This window comes from Hymenobacter profundi (assembly GCF_019334315.1).
Lineage (GTDB): Bacteria > Bacteroidota > Bacteroidia > Cytophagales > Hymenobacteraceae > Hymenobacter > Hymenobacter profundi.
On record NZ_JAHWGL010000001.1, the window covers coordinates 146,072 to 163,965 of the forward strand.

The window sequence follows — 17,894 nt, forward strand, 5'->3', positions numbered from 1 at the left end:
TACGGAAATCGCCTGCTCCCAAATCACTCTACAAAATTTGCGTCAACCTCGCCTGTCGAAGGACCTTTTGCGTTGTTAGGGTACTGCACACTCGTGTACCTACTTCTTTTATGACGCAAGCTACTCCTTTAGAAGACTATGGCCTGGTGGGCAACCTACATACGGTTGCGCTAGTATCGAACAGAGGCTCAATAGATTACCTTCCTTTCACCCGCTTCGACTCCCCTACCATCTTTGCCTCGCTGCTCGACGCTGAAAAGGGCGGACATTGGGCACTGACTCCCGCCGACGAAGGGGTGCAATCCAAACAACTTTACCTGCCTAACACGGGCGTGCTCCTAACGCGCTTCTACTTTAAAGGCGGCATTGCCGAGCTGACGGATTTCATGCCCATCAAGCACCAGGAGCAGAACTGCGCCGTGGTGCGGATGCTGCGTGTCATCAAAGGCAGCATGACGTTTACTATGCACTGCTGCCCCCGTTTCGACTACGCCCGCGCGCCGCACGAGCTGGTGCAGCAGGAGAATGACCTGCTTTTCCGCAGCACCAGCGAGAAGGACTTTCAGTTTCGTCTGCTTGGCGACCGGACGCTTCAGCCTACCGGCACCGGCGACGCTACCGGCACCTGGACCCTGGAAGCCGGCGACACGGCCAGTTTTGTAATTGAAGCCACACCCGTTGACGACCCTTCTTTTATCGCCCGCGACCTGGCGCACTACACCGAAGGCGCTTTTCAGGATACGCTAACGTACTGGCGCGAGTGGATTGAAAGTAGTACCTACATTGGCCGTTGGCGCGAAACGGTGCTGCGCTCCGCTATTACGCTCAAGCTGCTTACCTCACTCCAATACGGCTCAACGGTAGCGGCGGCTACTTTCAGCCTGCCCGAGTGCGTGGGTGGTGCCCGCAACTGGGACTACCGCTTCACCTGGATTCGCGACGCGGCCTTTACCATGTATGCATTTTTGCGTCTGGGCTTTACCACCGAATCGAAAGCTTTTCTGCACTGGATTATGGAGCGGTGCAACCAGTTGAAAGACGCCGCCGACTTGCAGTTGATGTATGCTGTGGATGGCTCCACTGACCTACCCGAAAAGGAGCTATTGCACCTGGCCGGCTACCGCGATTCGCGTCCGGTGCGCATTGGTAATGGCGCCGCTCAGCAGTTTCAGCTTGACATCTACGGCGAGCTGCTTGACACGATTTATCTCTACAACAAGTACGGCGGCGCCATCACCTACGACTTTTGGAAACACGTGTCGCGGCTGGTGGATTTTGTGGCGGAGAACTGGCAGGAGGAGGACCACGGTATGTGGGAAGTGCGCGACGAGGAGCGCCAGTTCATTTCGGCCAAAATGATGTGCTGGGTAGCGCTGGACCGCGGCATTCAGATTGCCAACGACCGCTCGTTCCCGGCCCCGCTGGAAAAGTGGTACAAGGTGCGCGATGAGATTTACCAGGAAGTATTCACGAACTATTGGAGCGAGGAAAAACAAGCCTTTGTGCAGTATAAAGGCGGTGATGTACTGGATGCCGCCGTGCTGTTACTTCCACTAGTGCGTATGTTTAGCCCAGCCGAGCCGCGCTGGCAGTCTACCATGCGCACCCTCGAAAAGGAGCTGATTATTGACTCGTTGATGTACCGCTACCACGCCGGCGGGGGTGCCTCCGATGGCCTGGAAGGAGAGGAAGGCACGTTCACGATGTGCTCGTTCTGGTACATCGAGAACCTGTCGCGGGCAGGCGATTTGGACAAGGCTACCCTGCTATTTGAGAAGCTACTGGGCTTCGCGAGTCCGCTGGGCCTCTACTCCGAGCAGATTGGAACGGCCGGCGAGCAGATCGGCAACTACCCGCAAGCCTTTACGCATCTAGCCCTTATCAGCGCCGCGTTTCAGCTCAACCGTGACCTGGACGAGCGCCACAGCGGCAAGACGCAACAGGGTCATTTGTTTGTAGGGTAGGAACCATTGCGTTGCTGTTGTGGTGTTGGACGTTTGGAACTACGCAACTGAACTGACATCAGCAACTCCGATTATTTTGTATCCCTACTGCTAACTCTGACTTAGCATTTGCCTGAACAACTTCGGACAAATTCAACCTAAAAACTCCCGGCTGAAGCGCGTTGCTTCAGCCGGGAGTTTTGTTTTTGGGAGGGTAGCGTTGCAACGTTTGGGGTTTCCTTCTCACTCTACTGGCTACATCATTCTTCTTTACATGATAGCCTATCTCCTATTTCTTCCGCTTTCATCATTCTTCTTTCAGGGCCCTACCCCAGCCATTATCAATGCTGACACCAACGCCGCCGTGCCCTATGCCTCTGTGGGGGTGAAAGGCAAACCCATTGGAACGGTGGCTGATGCCCAGGGACATTTTAACCCGCAGCAACTGGCTGCCGCTGCGGCTAATGACACGGTAGTATTTTCTTGTGTGGGCTACCGGCCTTACAAAGTACTAGCTGCTGAGCTGACGCGTCACGCTACCATTAAGCTGACGCCACAAGCCCAGACCCTCGGCGAAGTGCACGTGCGCGCCAATGGCTGGAAACGCCACCGCCTGGGCCGCGACGGTATTTGGGGCTTCACCTACTACAACTTTCACCTGTCTACCGACAAAAGCCCCGCCAGCATCCCTGGCCGTGAGGTAGGGACCATCCTGCACGTGAAACCAGGCAGCTACCTAGAAGATGCGCACGTGTATTTCGGGACCCGCAACTACAAGAATCTACGTTTCCGCCTCAACGTGCGCACGCTCGACGCCGAAGACCACCCGGCCGCCAGCCTGCTCACGCAAGACATTCAGTTTGCCGTACCCGACAATGCCCCCAAAGGCTGGCAACACATCAACCTACAACCCTACCTGGTTTGCGTAGGTGACAACAAGCGCGTGGCCGTGACGCTGGAGTGGCTCGACGGCCTGGAAGCCCGCGACCGCGCCGACAAAAACCAGTGGAACGTACTGCTGATTCCGGCTGCTTTATCGGCTACGCACCGCATGGTATTCCGTGACAAATCCGAGGATCAATGGCACGTGCAACCCGTAAATCTGAGCTTGTATGTGACAGTAGCGAGTCCCCGTGACTAGGGAAGTATTAGACTGAAGACCGCACCCTTCCGTAGCCCAGGACTTCAGCTTTGAAAGCTAAAATGAACGGGGCCTATCGTCTCAGAACTGAAGCCTTCGGCTACGAAGTAGCAAGCAGCATACTATAATAGGTGGATGGCTGCTAGAGCCAAGTGCAATGCCACCGGGTAGGGACCCAGTCTACCTAGCCAGGCACAATACGCGATAGTCCGTCGGGGTGATGCCTTCCAGTTGCCGGAACATGCGCGTGAAGTAGTTCAGGTTGCTGAAGCCCGCTTTGAAGCATATTTCGGTGATGCTGAGCGCGGGGTTTTTCAGGCACTTTTTGGCTAGGCGCATGCGCTCTTTAATAATGTAGTCGATGGGCGACAGACCAAATTCGTGCTTGAAGGCCCGGTAAAAATTGGGCTTGCTCATGTACACCTTCTCGCTCAGGTCGTCGACGCTGATTTTCTCCGCAATGTTCTCTTTGATGTAGTGCAGAATGTGCGCAAACCGGTTGGAGGTAGCCAGCACGGCCACGTTGTGCTCCTTTTCGTGGAGACTTTGCACCTGCATGATGCGGAGCAGCAGCTCTTTCACTGTGAAATCGGCCAGAATATCTTTGTTGCGGGAATCACCAAACCCGATCCGCACCAATTTATACAGCAGCGCGGTCACTTCTTCATCGTTGTAGAAGTAGTGCTGGTTGAAGCTAAAGGTCCACTTTTCGTCCTCCGTTTTGGGGTAGTGCTCGTTCAGATAGTTCACCGTGTCGATGATTTGCAGCCGGTCAATGGCCAGGGCCACGCACTGGGTAGGGTTCTCATCTGAGGCCTCCGGGAAATCAATCCTCATCTTCAAATTGGGTGGCACTACCATCGTATTGCCGGGCAGGTAGTTAAACTTCTCCTGCTCCAACAGGTGCATCACCTTCTTGCCGCGTAGCATATTGGTGAGCACCAGGTCGCTGTACGACTGCTCTACCTGCGCACTTTGTATATAGGTTTCGAGCAGACTAATCTCATAGTTTTCCAGCGTTTGTACCCGCCTGTTGTCAATCAGGGTCGTAAGGTTCTGCGCGTTGGGCAGCGGGATGAGAGGAAGCAAATCAGGTACACGCATGGGTGGGTGGTCAGAATGTATCTGCACTCGGGCAGCGATGCAAATGGAGGTAAAATACGCGGGCTACCTGGCAAAACGTAGCCCGCAGGTGGGGTTCGATAGGATACTGCTACCACTTGATACCATTCTGCCAGTATGGCCGTGCAGCCTGCCCTAGCTTTGCAGCATAGTATCCTGATTCGCTTTTCCAGCCGAGCGGTACTATCTGAGTAACCAGCTACGTAGCCGAATCCAAAACCTGCGGACCCCATGAGCAAGACACCTTCCGATGCGCTGAGCACAACCCTGCACAACCATCTAGAGCAGATCATCCGGGAAAATCAACAGCTAGCCGAAAAGCTTGATTTCGACCAGGTAGCGGCAATCCTTCCGCTCTTGCAACAGGCCAACCGGGTGTTTGTTGTGGGAGCCGGGCGCACCGGACTGGCCTTGAAAGCCGCCGCCATGCGCCTGATGCACCTCGGCCTGACGGTGTTTGTGGTAGGCGAAACCACTACCCCTGCCATCGGCAGCGGCGATGTGCTATTGGCCGGCTCCGGCTCCGGCACCACCAGCAGCATCGTGAAAGCAGCCGAAAAAGCAGCCGCAGCCGGCGCTCGGGTGGTGGCTATTTCCACTACCACCTCGTCGCCGCTGGCGGCGCTGGCTACGCATGTGGCCGTGCTGCCCGCCGCCCAGAAGCAGGACCACGGCGGCGAAATCTCGGCGCAATATGCCGGCAGCCTGTTCGAGCAAAGCGTTCTGCTGCTCCTCGATGCAATCTTCCAGACCCTATGGGGCTTGGATGGCACCCCGGCCGAAGAGCTGTGGAAGCGACATGCCAACCTAGAATAATTTCCTGGGGACACTCCTCCCCTTTTTCTCCTACCTAACACAAAATCAGACCCACAATCATGGCTAAATTACAAGTTGCAATCGACCTACTAAGCACCCAAGAGGCTTTGACCCTGGCTGGTAAAGTAGCGCCCTACGTTGATATCATTGAATTGGGCACGCCCCTGATCAAGAGTGAAGGCCTCGCCGTTATTACGGCCATGAAGCAAGCACACCCCGACAAACTCGTTTTTGCCGATTTCAAAACCGCCGATACGGGTGAGCTGGAAGCGGACATGGCCTTCAAAGCCGGCGCTGACCTAGTAACCATCCTGGGAGCCGTAGACAACGCTACCATCGTAGGCGCTGTGAAAGCAGCCAAAGCGCACGGCAAAGGCGTGGTAGTAGACACTATTGGCGTTGCCGACCGCGTGAAGCGGGCTCAGGAAGTAAGTGCGCTGGGCGTAGAATTCGTGGAGCTGCACGCCGGCCTCGACGAGCAGGCTCTGGAAGGCTATTCTATCCAAGTCCTGATTGATGAGGCGAAGCGCGCCGGTGTACCTGTTTCCATTGCGGGCGGTGTCAACCTGAGCAACATTGCTGCCGTGAAGCAAGCTGGCGTAGCTGTTGCCGTTGCCGGTGGTGCTATCTATAGCGCCGCCGATCCGGCCGCTGCTGCCAAGGAGCTACGCGAAGCCCTCGACGCTGCCTAAGGCAGGTAGTCTCTTTGCTGCATCCGTAGTACACACGCCTTACTAGGCTATCGAAAAAGCTCCGGCCACTGGCCGGAGCTTTTTTATTGGCTGTGCGCAAATGGGTGGATGAGGTAGAAACGCCTCCTGAACGTTGAGCCTACTATCCACGTTTTGGCATTACGACCAAACGCGTATCTTTCTGCTATGCTACCTTCCTTCTCCGAACACAGCCTGGTTTTGCGCGGCCCGTACCTGGAAAAGATGACCGATGCGGAGTTTTTCGACTTCTGCCAGCAGCATCCGGAGTTGCGCATCGAGCGCACGGCCAACCACGAAATTGTTCTTATGTCGCCCACTGGCAGCCGCTCCGGCAAACGCAACGCCCGCTTAAATCTTCAACTCGGTAAGTGGTGGGAGCAACAACCCCACCTTGGTGAAATATTTGATTCCAACACTGGTTTTACCCTACCCGATGGCTCCGTACTATCGCCGGATGCTTCCTGGGTTTCGGCGGCTAAGTGGAACGCCCTGACGACTGAGCAGCAGGATAAGTTTGCCCCTGTGTGCCCGGAGTTTGTGGTGGAGTTGAAATCGGCTACTGATTCAACTAAAACCCTGCAAGCGAAGATGCTTGACTGGCTCCGCAATGGGGCACAACTGGCCTGGCTGCTCGTACCCGAGACAGAAACCGCCTACCTCTACCGCCCCGGCCAGCCAGAGCCGGAGGTGGTACAAGGCTTTGATCATGAGCTTTCGGGCGAAGCAGTGCTACCAGGGTTCCGGCTGCGGCTGGCGGAACTGAGGTAGAGTTCTATTGACCAAGCATTTGTATATAGCCTGCTCGTAAAGTCAATAGTAAATAGACAAATAACAAAGCAACAGGAATAGTCAGATGGTCGCCATCAATCACCGTAAGTATAGCATAGAGGACAGCTAACAGGAGAAGAAAACCCCACCAACTTTCTACTAGTATGGCTCGCCATGTGTACTGACGTGCCTTTACGAACAGCGAAGCGGGCAGCTTAGCAGGCCACAAAGCCAGTAGTAACAAGCCATTCAAAAAAGGCCAACACCATAGCAAGGCCGTCTCACCATACATCAGCGGAATACCAATAGAATCGGCGAAAGGAGGAAAATCACCCCTTGCACCTCTATATAGATAATACCAGTGCAAGGCAACGAAGAGTAGTAGCCAACCAGCATTGAACCAGAGGAAGAACTGTTGCTTATTTAAAGTACGCAACTGCCGTAACTGGCCATTCGTGTAAGGACGTTTCCTGAAGACAAACAGAAATAAGGTAGCGCTAGCTATGGCAATGCCCGAACTGGCATCCAACAATGTGTTGCGAACTGTGCGAAGTTCAGCTTCTTTTTGATAATAAGCCTTTTTCCACTCTTTATCCAAAAAATGACTATTGTAGCGTATTGTATTCAATTCATCTTCTGCTCGTTGGCTTTTATAAGCAGGCATCCAGTAGGCATAAAGCCATATACCAGTTCCTAGCAGAAGGAATATAATTAGCAGTATCTGTACACGCATAGTAAATAGCTCTTAAATCGAGCCGAAAGTATTATTTACGCCTTATAGTTCCAATTCTTGAAGCCCCATGCGCCTCGGCCCCACCGGGGCTTTTTTGTGCGCGTTGCAACGCTATGCTACCCGGCTGCACTCCCTTAGCTGTATCAATCAACGCTACAGCTTCATGCGCCTCACCCTATTAGTCGGCTTTTTATCGATTCTATGTCGTCCTACCCTGCTGGTTGGCCAAACCCTGCAAGGACAAGTGTACCACGATTCTACCGCCTCGCCCGTGCCGTTTGCTTCCGTTGGGGTGAAAGGCAAGGCCATAGGAACTGTGGCAGATGCCCAAGGGCACTTCAGCTTCTCAGACTCGCCAGACCTTGTAGCGACGGATAGTGTGGTGGTTACATGCGTAGGCTACCAGCCGGCTCGACTAGTGGTACGTCAGTTACGGCAACAGCCCATAACTATCCGGTTGCGGAAGCAGCCGCAGACGTTGCGAGAGGTAGTGGTGCGGCACCAGCAACTAAAGCCACAGGTACTGGGACGCACCGGCACCAGCGGAATAGCCCACTGGGGTGTGAATAGTATTGTGGCGGATAGTACCCGCCGACGCGAAAAGCTCGGCTCGGAGTTCGGGACTTTCCTTACTTCCTCCCGTAACTGCTACGTAGACGATTTCAACGTGTACGTGGCTAGAAATCCGTTCCGGCAGGTCCGCCTTCGGTTGCTGTTCTATGCCGTCCGCGACAGCCGGCCGGCGGAATTGTTGCTGCCCGCCGATATTCAACTGGTGCTTACCGAACAGCAGCACGGCTGGATTAGCGTCGATTTGAGGCCTTATAATCTGCAACTCAACAAAGGTCAAAAGATAGTAGTGGCGCTGCAATGGCTCGACGCGGTTGGAGAAACAGCTAGCTATGATTCCTTTGATGTTCCAGCGGCCTTCCCGACTCCCCTGCATCTGGTCTACACCCGGAATAAAAGCCAGGACCAGTGGAAATTCTACCCCGGACAGCCCAGCCTGTACCTGAATGTGCAGAGCTGGCGGTAGGGGCGCGTTGCACGCGCTCGTCGTTGCTGACGTTGTTTAGGTAGCACGAGCTGAATGAGATAGCGCAACGCGGACGCCTTGCACGCGCCCCCGCTGCCTATTTCGTACCTTAGCCTACCCAAACTACCCACCCCACCCAATTATGCAAACCACCCCCGTTGCCCCCTATAAACCCCAGAATCACGTTCGCATCGTTACGGCCGCTGCCCTGTTCGATGGGCACGATGCGGCCATCAACATCATGCGCCGTATCATCCAGAGTAGCGGCGCGGAGGTGATCCACCTGGGCCATAACCGCTCAGTGCAGGAAATCGTAGACTGCGCCATTCAGGAAGATGCCCAGGCCATTGCCATTACCAGCTACCAGGGCGGCCACAACGAGTACTTCAAGTACATGCACGACCTGCTGCACGAGCGCGGCGCGGGCCACGTAAAGATCTTTGGCGGCGGCGGCGGCGTGATTCTACCCACGGAGATAGAGGAGCTGGAAGCCTACGGAATCGAGCGCATTTACTCGCCCGACCACGGCCGCGCTATGGGCCTACAGGGCATGATCAACGACCTGCTGGAAAAATCGGACTTCCCGACAGGCCAGCACCTCAACGGCGAAGTCAGCCACGTGAAGGAGAAGGACGCCCGCAGCATTGGCCGCTTGATTTCCGCCGCCGAAAACTTCCCGGAAGAATTCTCAGCTGTTAGCTCTCAGCTGTTAGCTGCTAGCTCTTCGTCCACAGAAAATAACGACAAGCCAACAGCTAACAGCCAACAGCTAATAGCTAAAACACCAATACTAGGCATCACCGGCACGGGCGGCGCGGGCAAGTCGAGCTTGGTGGATGAGCTGGTAAGGCGCTTCCTGCTCGATTTTCCGGAGAAGACCATTGCCATTATTTCCGTCGACCCCAGCAAGCGCAAGACGGGCGGCGCCCTACTCGGCGACCGGATTCGGATGAACGCCATCAACTCGCCGCGGGTGTATATGCGCAGCCTCGCTACCCGTCAGAGCAACTTGGCGCTGAGCAAGTACGTGCAGGACGCCGTGGACGTGGTACGCGCCGCCGACTTCGACCTGATTATCCTCGAAACCTCGGGCATCGGGCAGTCGGACACGGAAATAACCGAGCACTCCGACGCCAGCCTCTACGTGATGACGCCCGAGTACGGCGCCGCTACCCAGCTGGAGAAAATCGACATGCTGGATTTTGCCGACGTCATTGCCCTCAATAAGTTCGACAAGCGCGGCGCCCTCGACGCCCTGCGCGACGTACGCAAGCAGTACCAACGCAACCACCAGCGCTGGGACGCGCCCCTGGACCAGATGCCGGTGTTCGGCACCATCGCCTCCCAGTTCAACGACCCCGGCATGAACCACCTGTACCGGGCCGTGCTGCACGTGCTGGAAGAAAAAACGGGCGCTACCTTTGCCTCGCACCTCGAAACTCCGGTGGGAGAATCGGAGAAGATCTATATCATTCCGCCCCACCGCACGCGTTATCTTTCCGAAATAGCCGAAACCAACCGCCAATATGACCAGTGGGTCCACCAACAATCCGCAACTGCCCAGCAGCTTTTCGGACTTCAGCAAAGTGTCGACGCCGTCCGCAGCCTCGGGGCCGGAAGCCCTAGCGGAACCAGCGGGAGCAGCCCAGCCCTCGACGCCGGCGCACTCGTGGCCGGCCTGGAGGCCGCATTCGAGGAAATCAAGCTGCGGCTGGACGGGCAAAACTGGAAACTCCTGGAAACCTGGCCGCACAAGGTAGCCGCGTACAAAGCCCCGGAGTTTGTGTTTAAGGTGCGCGACAAGGAAATCCGCATCCAGACGCACACCCAGAGCCTCTCGGGCCAGCAGATTCCCAAGGTTTCCCTACCCCGCTACACGGCGTGGGGCGACTTGCTCCGCTGGCAGTTGCAGGAAAACGTACCCGGCGAGTTTCCCTACACGGCCGGCGTGTTTCCCTTCAAGCGCGAGGGCGAAGACCCTACCCGCATGTTTGCGGGCGAAGGCGGCCCCGAGCGAACCAACCGGCGCTTCCACTACGTGAGCATGGGCCTACCCGCCAAGCGCCTGAGCACGGCCTTCGACTCGGTGACGCTCTACGGCGAGGACCCCGACCTGCGGCCCGACATCTACGGCAAAATCGGCAATGCCGGCGTGAGCATCGCCTGCCTCGACGACGCCAAGAAGCTCTACTCCGGCTTCAACCTGGCCAACCCCAGCACGTCGGTGTCGATGACCATTAACGGTCCGGCGGCCACGCTGGCAGCGTTCTTCATGAACGCCGCTATCGACCAACAGTGTGAACTCTATATAAAGGAGAACGGGCTGGAAAGTGAGGTAGATGCCAAGATCAACCAGCTCTACCACGAGAAAAACCTGGAGTGCCCGCGCTACCAAGGCGCCCTACCCGAAGGCAACGACGGCCTAGGCCTGATGCTGCTCGGCGTGACCGGCGACCAGGTCCTCCCCGCCGACGTGTACGCCACCATCAAGGCGCGCACGCTCTCGCAGGTGCGCGGCACCGTGCAGGCCGACATTCTCAAGGAAGACCAGGCCCAGAACACCTGCATCTTCTCCACGGAGTTTGCCCTGCGCCTGATGGGCGACGTGCAGGAATACTTTATCACGGAGAAGGTCCGCAACTTCTACTCGGTGTCGATTTCGGGCTACCATATTGCCGAGGCGGGCGCCAACCCCATCACCCAACTGGCCCTTACCCTCAGCAACGGCTTCACCTTTGTGGAGTACTACGTGAGCCGGGGCATGGACGTGAACGACTTCGCGCCCAACCTGTCGTTCTTCTTCTCCAACGGCATCGACCCCGAGTACGCCGTGATTGGCCGCGTGGCGCGCCGCATCTGGGCCAAGGCCATGAAGCTGAAGTACGGCGCCAACGCCCGCTCGCAGATGCTGAAGTACCACATCCAGACCAGCGGCCGCTCGCTGCACGCCCAGGAAATCGACTTTAACGATATCCGCACCACGTTGCAGGCGCTCTACGCCATCTACGACAACTGCAACTCCCTGCATACCAACGCCTACGATGAGGCCATCACTACGCCCACCGAAGAATCGGTGCGCCGGGCTATGGCTATTCAGCTCATCATCAACCGCGAACTGGGCCTGGCCAAAAACGAAAACCCGCTGCAAGGCTCCTTCATCATCGAAGAGCTGACCGACCTGGTAGAAGAAGCCGTCCTGGCCGAGTTCGACCGCATCACGGAGCGCGGCGGCGTGCTGGGCGCCATGGAAACCATGTACCAGCGCGGCAAGATTCAGGAGGAAAGCATGCACTACGAGATGCTCAAGCACACGGGCGAGTATCCCATCATCGGCGTGAACACCTTCCTCTCCTCCAAAGGCTCGCCCACGGTCATCCCGGCCGAGGTAATCCGCGCCACGGAGGAGGAAAAGCAGTATCAAATCACGATGCTGCAAAACCTGCACGCCCGCAACCAAGGTACCACCGAGCAGCGCCTGAAGCAACTGCAACAGGTAGCCATTGCCAACGGGAATTTGTTCGAGGAGCTGATGGAAACCGTGAAGTTCTGCTCGCTTGGGCAGATTACGAATGCGCTGTTTGAGGTAGGCGGGCAGTATCGGCGGAATATGTAAGCCAGGGCGTCTGCTTTAGCTAATATGAAGCGAATAAAAAGTAATGGTTTTACACAAAGATTAACACCCTATTAGTCTTTGTGTAAAACCATTACTTTTTGCGCTAACTGTTACTTATAAATACTTGATATCATGAACACTACTGCAAAAGGAGATGCTTTTGAAGAAAGAGCTTTACGTATCGTTGAAGCTATGATAGAAGAAAAGAGAATCGCTGTAATGGCTGATGCATATACGATTAAAACAAAGGAGCCATATTATTCACATGCCAGAAAAGGAAATATTATTTTTGATTTAACAATAGAAGTTCAGCCCCCTGGTTCTAATAAATATTCTATATTTATATAATAGAATGTAAAGACTATAAAACACCGATATCTATAGACAGGCTTGAGGCATTCTGCAAAAAGATAGAGCAGGTTGCACCTCGAAACTCTAAGGCAGTATTTATTACTACAAGTAGGTTCCAAAAATCAGCTCACAACTTTGCCGAATCTCAAGGGGTGATGCTTGTCGGAGTAAACACAAGTAATCAATATAATATTATATTATACAATAAGCTAAAAACAGATCAATCTATACAGTTTTTCAACAAAAATGTGGTTCATCTCGATCAAGGGGAAAAATATTTAGAAAAAGAAATAGACACAACATTAATAAAAGCTCTTCAGAAAGTGAGCAATATTGAAAACAATATCAAAAACTATTCTAAAAAAGACATAGAATTAATAGCTAACGAAGTTTTAAATCATATAGACACAGGAATATTGAAAGGCGAAAGAATATTATCTATTGAAGATTTAGTAAAATACACAAATAGAATTTTAGGGCTTAAGGTCAAAAACACTGATAATACATCAATTTTTGGATGCTTTGATGTTAATAATCAAACCATTCATGTTAATCACAATCTGTATAAGGAAAAAAGATACAAGTTTGTTTTAGCGCATGAAATAGGCCATTGCCTAATCCATGATGGAGCACTTATAGAAAGTCAACTTATAAACACTTTACCTGACTCTGAGTATAATTTTAGAACAAATAAACACAGCTTACAGAACGAAAAGCAATGGATAGAATGGCAAGCAAATTACTTCGCAGCATGTTTAACAATGCCCAAAGCACCGCTTATGGCAATGCTATTACAATATCAAGGAAGATTTGACGCAAGAGAAGGTAATTTATACGTAGATGATCAACCGAATAATATTAAAATCTTTGTAAAAATTATCAATTCTATGTCTATACGCCTTGAGCTATCTAAGACTTCTATAATAAACAGGTTAAGAGAGCTTGGTAAATTCACTGATAATTCTAGAACTAAACCTATTGGACAGATAATGCATGATTACCAAAACCAACTAGTTATATAATTAACCTAAAGAATCTTATCCACCCTGCCGCACCAGCGGCCAGCCAATACCGCCCCGTCTAGCACCAAAACTGGCTACCTTGGAGCATGAAAGTTCCAGAAAAGCCACCCGTTGCTACCCCGTAACGCTTGTTCGAGCCTTTGGCGTAGTTAGTGGCACGTTGCTGGTGGCGGGCATCGTGATTGGGTCTGGTACCTCTATTGGGTGTTTAGGAGTAGCTATAAGCGGAACTTATACTCTCGCAGCCACAACATGCTAAACGCAAACCGCGCCGCCTGGAGCTATCCAAGCGGCGCGGTTTGCGTTTAGTAGGTAGAGAGGAAGCCCCCCTATTCCTGGCCCTCTTCAGCGAGAATCCGTTGGGCGATGTCGGTGTGCTTGTCGTCGGCCTGTTTGGCTTCTTGCACGGAGGCTTTCAGTTCTTTTTCGGTCTGCGAGAGGCCTGCGGAGGCAGCGTACGAGGCCACCGTGCCGAAGGAAGCTATCCAATAGTGTAGGGCCATTTGGCCGCTGGCAATGATGCCCAGGTCGCGCACGCTGTCGGTTTTGGCTTGCGCCCGAATCTCTTTGCTCACTTGGTAGTGAGCTTCCATAATTTCGTTGTCCTGGCTATCGGCGCCGCCTACTTCTTCGATGGCACGATCAAGGCGCTTGGCCCACTCCTTGGATGTTTCGTTGCCTTCCTTGAGGGCGGCTTTCAGCTCGGGGTGCGTGGCGTCGTCGAGAATTTCGTCGGTTGCTTTGGCGGCTACCTGGCTTCCTGCTTTTTGGGCTGATAAGCCGTCTTTGATGAGTTGCTTTAGGTCGTCGGTTTTCATGATACAGAGGATAAAAGATCGAAGGTGAGAATCACTTGTCTTGCCCTTTCAACGGTCCCCCTGTCGATTTGTTGGCGGCACCGATCAGCAACAAACACCGCGCTTTTATTTGCTATTACTACCTTATTATCAATATTTTGCACTTATAAACAACCTCATTACTTTCTGCGATACGAAGACAAAACCAAGGCCTCCTACCCCATAAATCCTATTGTTGTGACCGCGCTAAGGCCGAGCTTCTTCTTCCGTTTTTCGTCACCAAGCATATAGGTGGCAGTCAACGTTATAGCGTTCTATAAGCCACGAAATTATGCTGCATCAGCATACCTAGCTCCGGTATAGTCAATCGCTCTTTCGTGATACTACCCTGTCTCCTATACATGGGCTGGAGGAGGGTAGAACGTTATCGGCTAGTTCACGACAGCAGCTCAGCAACGTCTTGTCATTGAGGCTGCAAAATGACAATATCCTGTAGGTAAAACAGCCTTGGGCCATGAGCTACGAGGTGGCCAATCAGCACGACCCCAGCCAGCGCGAGGGCGCGCAGCCTATCTTACAGTTGAAGCTACTGCATACGGGCTGTACCTCTAGTGGCATGCAGGCAATCCGCTCCGATTGGGTACAATGCCTACTTGCGCAGGCTGGCCTCGACCTTGGCTACCCTACACAGACGCTACCCGCGCAACGGCTGCTTGTTCTGCCCAGCGCACGGTGTCTTGCAGCCATTCCCGATACAGATGAACACTACCCTGATCGAGGTTGCGAGGCAGCTCGCGTAGGGCGGCTTGCGCCTGCGCGTGGGCACGCTCGGCATCGCCGGCGAGGCGAGCCAGCGCCGCTTCTACGCGCGGCGGTTGGTCGGCTGGGGTGAAGGCGTTGAGCTGGGCGGGCTGCCGTGGCGTCGTGCTCGTAGGCGGCGCTGAAAAACGCGGATTCCAGCCAGCCGCTAGCTTGCAATGCCGCCGGCACTTGAGACAGCTGTTGGCGATAGTGGGCCAGTTGCTGCCCGGCAGCTACCGGGTCGCCCGCGTCGAGATAGTGCAGGTAGAGGTAGTGAGACAGATGGCATTTCAATGGGTGCTCGACGTGCAGGGCAGCGGCGGCTTCCAGGGCCGAGCGGTTCAACTCACGCGGTCGTGTGCCGACCATGCTGCGAATAGAGGCTGTCAGCATGCTTACTTCCAGCTCTTGTTTTGGTCCCCGGCGGCTTAGGTTGAGTAGGCGCATGCCGTCGCTGGCGAAGCCTCCGGTGTGAAAGGGAATGATGGTGACGACGAACAGCAGAAGAGAAATACCACCGCTCAGGACCAGCGCTATTGCCGGCACCGTGCCTTGAGCTGCGGCCGGCAGCAGCGTGTAGAGGCCTACCCCCAGCGCGCCCCATAATAGGCTGGCCAGTGGCCCGCCCGCAGCGAATACGCGGAACCGTTCGCGCAGCCGCACATCGTCGGTGGGCACACTGAGGGCCAGGCCCCCGGCTGTATTCAGGTTGCGGTTCCACTCGAAGCGTAGGTGGCCCGTGGGCTGGCGGCGCCACATCAGCGGGCCTATCGTGAGCCAGTGCAGGCGAAACCCTTGCAGGCGCCCGGCCAGTGCGTGGCCCAACTCGTGCAGACCAACTGCCACCAGCCACGCCACCAGCAGCAGGGCCAACAGCGCCAGTTTTTGCAGCAGGGTCCAGTGTAAGGAGATGGGTGGGGAAAGTAGTCCGTTTCTGGCAACTAGAAAACCTACAACCCCGCCCACTATTGCGAATATAAATAGTCTTAGTTTCTTCATGATAAAGCTGTTTAGGAAGTTGAAAATAGGGAGGTTGAACGTCATGCTGAGCGGAGTCGAAGCATCTTGCGTGCTGACGATAGATAGGATCACACTCGGTTCATCGAAAAGCACGGCCCGAAGCTCCGCAAATGCCTAGCTTTACTCTCATGCGCACGGTTTTCACGATTCAAGGACTACTCTTCTTCTTGCTGTTTGTAGGACTGACTGCCTGCTCCTCGTCGGACCAGCAAACCAGCGACCCGGCCCAGGCCGCAAACCCTACCTACACCCGGCAGCGCATCGTGGTGTCCGACTCGCTGCACCGGGGCCGCATTCTGGATCGGTACGACTCGGTGCTCGTGGATACGCGCCCGCAGTTTCTCCTGAAACTCCCGCGCCGCCTACTCGACACACTGGCGCTGGGTCAGCTGCTGGGTTGGGATTCGGTGACCGTTCGGCAGCGCCTTGCCGATGCCCTACCCTACGGCCTGACCTCTACCGGCTACCCCATTCAACTCCGCCTCACGGCCAAGGAAGCCGCGCGCGTGCGCCGCGACAGCAGCGCCACCAAGCTCCAGAAGCTTGTGCTGACCCAGCGGCGCCAGCGTGTGTACACAACCAGCGCGGGAGCTTCCGTACTGGGCTATCTGGGTGCCGAGGCGCAGGCCTTTTACCGCCAGGCCAAACGCGCCAAGCGCGGCCGCTTTTACCGGCTGCGCAATGGTGGCGTCGAAACCTATTATAATGGGCTGCTTACCGGGCATTGGGGCTATCTGCACCCGCTGGTGGATAAACAGGGCAATCAGCATGGCACCTGGGCGAAGGATACCGTTTTTCAGCAGGGTCAAGACCTGCACCTAACCATCGACGCGAAGTTACAGGCCTACGCCGAAAAGCTATTGGGCGGCCGCAAGGGCTACCTGGTGGCCCTGGACCCACGCACCGGCGAAATTCTGGCCTATGTGTCGGCCCCGGTGTACCCGGCCAGCACCATCACCGCACCCGACCAAGCGGGCGTACGCACCCAGCTGCTGCAAGATGCCGATATGCCGCTGCTGAACCGGCCGGCCATGCTGGCCAACCCGCCCGGCTCAGTGTTTAAGCTGGTGAATGCCGCCGCCGCGTTGCAGTTGGGTGCTATTCTCCCTACCACTGGGTTTCGCTGCGACCAATCGTTGGTGCGTTGCGTGCACCATCACCCCCAAGCCAACAGCCTGACCATGGGCCTGAAGTACAGCTGCAACCCTTACTTCTACCAGGCAATGCAGCAGCTCATCAACCGCGTGCCCGACAGCCTGGCCCAGGATTCGGCGGCGGCCCGCCACGTCAACCTGGCTTTGTGGCGGCGCTACGTCCGGTCGTTTGGGCTGGACTCGGTGCTGGGTGCCGATGTAGCACGCGAGGCACCTGGCTTCCTCCCTACCCCCGCCTACTATGATAAGAGCCGCGGCACCCAAAAGTGGACCTACCGCTCTATCTACTCGCTCAGCATTGGGCAGGGCGAAATCAACCTGACGGGCCTGCAAATGGCCAATATGGTGGCCATTGTGGCTAACCGCGGCTGGTATTACCCGCCGCACCTGGTGCGCAGCGTGGGCAACAGCGGCCCCCTACCCCGCTTCCGGGAAAAGCATCATACCCTGATTGATAGCGCCAACTTTGCGGCGCTGCTACCCGGCATGGTGGCCGTGCTACAGCGTGGCGGCACGGCCGAAGCCTCCAGCCTGGCCGACGTAGGCATTACAGTAGCCGGCAAAACCGGCACCGTGCAAAACGACGAAGGCGACGACCACGCCGCTTTCGTCGGCTTTGCCCCAGCCGACAATCCTAAGATTGCCGTGGCCGTGTACCTCGAAAATGCAGGTTTTGGGGCCACAGCGGCGGCGCCCTGTGCGGTGCTGGTGATGGAAAAGTACCTGCGCGGCAGCATTGCGCCTAAGCGCAAGCGCTGGGAACGGCGGATGCAGAGTAGGGCCGAGAGAGCATCGGTATTAAAGGTACAGCCCCGAAAACCTGTATTGGTCGACAGCGTATCCCACTAATCTTACTCTGCAACA

The 17,894-nt window shown here is 55.2% G+C and carries 14 protein-coding genes and 1 pseudogene; 11 read left to right on the forward strand and 4 right to left on the reverse strand.

What is annotated here, in order from left to right; all coding sequences use genetic code 11:
* Nucleotides 1-110 precede the first annotated feature (110 nt).
* Nucleotides 111-1,964: a glycoside hydrolase family 15 protein gene (locus KYK14_RS00670; protein WP_219156076.1), complete on the forward strand. Its 1,854-nt coding sequence runs from the start codon at nt 111-113 to the stop codon at nt 1,962-1,964.
* A gap of 253 nt (nt 1,965-2,217) precedes the next feature.
* Nucleotides 2,218-3,084: a carboxypeptidase-like regulatory domain-containing protein gene (locus KYK14_RS00675; RefSeq protein WP_219156074.1), complete on the forward strand. Its 867-nt coding sequence runs from the start codon at nt 2,218-2,220 to the stop codon at nt 3,082-3,084.
* 180 nt (nt 3,085-3,264) lie between these two features.
* Here the strand turns inward: KYK14_RS00675 and KYK14_RS00680 are convergent, their stop codons facing one another.
* The gene (locus KYK14_RS00680) at nt 3,265-4,188 is read right to left on the reverse strand and encodes an AraC family transcriptional regulator (protein ID WP_185283564.1); all 924 of its coding nucleotides are present in this window, start codon (nt 4,186-4,188) and stop codon (nt 3,265-3,267) included.
* A gap of 249 nt (nt 4,189-4,437) precedes the next feature.
* Between KYK14_RS00680 and hxlB the strand changes: the two genes are divergently transcribed.
* The 3 genes from hxlB (at nt 4,438) to KYK14_RS00695 (ending at nt 6,503) form a co-directional block, all read left to right on the forward strand.
* The gene (gene hxlB / locus KYK14_RS00685; protein ID WP_185283563.1) at nt 4,438-5,022 is read left to right on the forward strand and encodes a 6-phospho-3-hexuloisomerase; all 585 of its coding nucleotides are present in this window, start codon (nt 4,438-4,440) and stop codon (nt 5,020-5,022) included.
* Nucleotides 5,023-5,081: 59 nt separating this feature from the next.
* Nucleotides 5,082-5,714 (forward strand): 3-hexulose-6-phosphate synthase, encoded by a 633-nt coding sequence (hxlA, locus tag KYK14_RS00690; RefSeq protein WP_219156072.1) that lies wholly within the window; start codon nt 5,082-5,084, stop codon nt 5,712-5,714.
* A gap of 186 nt (nt 5,715-5,900) precedes the next feature.
* Nucleotides 5,901-6,503 (forward strand): Uma2 family endonuclease, encoded by a 603-nt coding sequence (locus KYK14_RS00695; RefSeq protein ID WP_219156070.1) that lies wholly within the window; start codon nt 5,901-5,903, stop codon nt 6,501-6,503.
* A gap of 4 nt (nt 6,504-6,507) precedes the next feature.
* On the opposite strand, the gene KYK14_RS00700 is transcribed toward KYK14_RS00695, so the two are convergent.
* A complete protein-coding gene (locus KYK14_RS00700) occupies nt 6,508-7,167 on the reverse strand; it encodes a hypothetical protein (RefSeq protein ID WP_219156068.1) in 660 nt (219 codons plus the stop codon).
* A gap of 136 nt (nt 7,168-7,303) precedes the next feature.
* Here KYK14_RS00700 and KYK14_RS00705 point away from each other — a divergent pair, with 136 nt between their 5' ends.
* From KYK14_RS00705 to KYK14_RS00725, 5 genes and pseudogenes are all read left to right on the forward strand, one after another.
* Nucleotides 7,304-8,272, forward strand: a complete 969-nt coding sequence (locus KYK14_RS00705) for a carboxypeptidase-like regulatory domain-containing protein (protein ID WP_219156066.1) — start codon at nt 7,304-7,306, stop codon at nt 8,270-8,272.
* A gap of 142 nt (nt 8,273-8,414) precedes the next feature.
* A complete protein-coding gene (locus KYK14_RS00710) occupies nt 8,415-11,885 on the forward strand; it encodes a methylmalonyl-CoA mutase family protein (protein WP_219156064.1) in 3,471 nt (1,156 codons plus the stop codon).
* 132 nt (nt 11,886-12,017) lie between these two features.
* Complete coding sequence (locus KYK14_RS00715; protein WP_219156062.1) at nt 12,018-12,233, forward strand: hypothetical protein; 216 nt, start codon at nt 12,018-12,020, stop codon at nt 12,231-12,233.
* 32 nt (nt 12,234-12,265) lie between these two features.
* A pseudogene (locus KYK14_RS22525) lies at nt 12,266-12,340 on the forward strand (hypothetical protein); the annotation flags it as partial.
* Between the two features lie 51 nt (nt 12,341-12,391).
* Nucleotides 12,392-13,258, forward strand: a complete 867-nt coding sequence (locus KYK14_RS00725) for an ImmA/IrrE family metallo-endopeptidase (RefSeq protein ID WP_219156060.1) — start codon at nt 12,392-12,394, stop codon at nt 13,256-13,258.
* Nucleotides 13,259-13,587: 329 nt separating this feature from the next.
* Here KYK14_RS00725 and KYK14_RS00730 read toward each other — a convergent pair whose 3' ends face one another.
* The gene (locus KYK14_RS00730) at nt 13,588-14,076 is read right to left on the reverse strand and encodes a YciE/YciF ferroxidase family protein (RefSeq protein WP_219156058.1); all 489 of its coding nucleotides are present in this window, start codon (nt 14,074-14,076) and stop codon (nt 13,588-13,590) included.
* 744 nt (nt 14,077-14,820) lie between these two features.
* On the reverse strand, nt 14,821-15,729 hold the full coding sequence (locus KYK14_RS00735; protein WP_219156056.1) for a M50 family metallopeptidase: 909 nt from the start codon (nt 15,727-15,729) through the stop codon (nt 14,821-14,823).
* 275 nt (nt 15,730-16,004) lie between these two features.
* On the opposite strand from KYK14_RS00735, the gene KYK14_RS00740 reads away from it, so the two are divergent.
* Nucleotides 16,005-17,879, forward strand: coding sequence for a peptidoglycan D,D-transpeptidase FtsI family protein (locus KYK14_RS00740; protein ID WP_219156054.1), 1,875 nt, complete (start codon nt 16,005-16,007; stop codon nt 17,877-17,879).
* The last annotated feature ends 15 nt before the right edge of the window (nt 17,880-17,894 follow it).